Source organism: Streptomyces durhamensis (genome assembly GCF_000725475.1).
GTDB lineage: Bacteria > Actinomycetota > Actinomycetes > Streptomycetales > Streptomycetaceae > Streptomyces > Streptomyces filipinensis.
Genome location: NZ_JNXR01000081.1, coordinates 1 through 1,123 on the forward strand (window position 1 = coordinate 1; position 1,123 = coordinate 1,123).

Sequence of the window (1,123 nt, forward strand, 5' to 3'; positions counted from 1 at the left end):
TCCTGGCCCGGTACCCGTTGCGGGAATTGGTCACCGCCTCGGATCCGATGCCGCTGCTGGTGGAGCGGGAACGCGCGCTGTTCGGCTCCTGGTACGAGTTCTTCCCGCGCTCGGAGGGCACCGCGCGGCAGCCGCACGGCACGTTCCGCACGGCCGTGCGCCGGCTGAAGCCGATCGCGGACATGGGCTTCGACGTCGTCTACCTGCCGCCCATCCACCCCATCGGCACCACGTTCCGCAAGGGCCCCAACAACACGCTCACCGCCGGACCCGACGACGTGGGCGTGCCGTGGGCGATCGGTTCGCCCGAGGGCGGGCACGACGCCGTCCATCCCGGGCTCGGCACGCTGGAGGACTTCGACCACTTCGTCGGCGAGGCGCACAAGCTGGGTCTGGAGGTCGCCCTGGACTTCGCGCTGCAGTGTTCCCCGGACCATCCGTGGGTGCACAAGCACCCCGAGTGGTTCCGTCACCGCCCCGACGGGAGCATCGCCTACGCGGAGAACCCGCCGAAGAAGTACCAGGACATCTACCCGGTCGCCTTCGACGCGGACATGGACGGCCTGGTCGCGGAGACGGTACGGATCCTGCGGCACTGGATGGGGCACGGTGTGCGGATCTTCCGGGTGGACAACCCGCACACCAAGCCGGTGGTGTTCTGGGAGCGGGTCATCGCCGAGGTGGGCCGCGAGGACCCGGACGTGATCTTCCTGGCGGAGGCGTTCACCCGGCCGGCGATGATGCACACCCTGGCCCAGATCGGCTTCCAGCAGTCGTACACCTACTTCACCTGGCGCAACACCAAGGAGGAACTGACCGAGTACCTGGGTGAGTTGTCGGGGGAGGCGGCGGCCTACATGCGGCCGAACCTGTTCGCCAACACCCCGGACATCCTGCACGCCTATCTCCAGCACGGCGGGCGGCCCGCCTTCGAGGTCCGGGCCGTGCTCGCCGCGACCCTCTCCCCCACCTGGGGCATCTACAGCGGCTACGAGCTGTGCGAGAACACTCCGCTCCGGCAGGGCGGCGAGGAATACCTCGACTCGGAGAAGTACCAGCTCAAACCCCGCGACTGGGCGGCCGCCGCACGCGAGGGCCGCACCATCGCACCGCTCATCACCAG

1 pseudogene is annotated in these 1,123 nt (G+C 69.1%); it reads left to right on the top strand.

Features of this window, described 5'->3' with window-relative positions:
* Positions 1-1,123: pseudogene (locus IO33_RS0141835) on the top strand (alpha-1,4-glucan--maltose-1-phosphate maltosyltransferase); the annotation flags it as partial.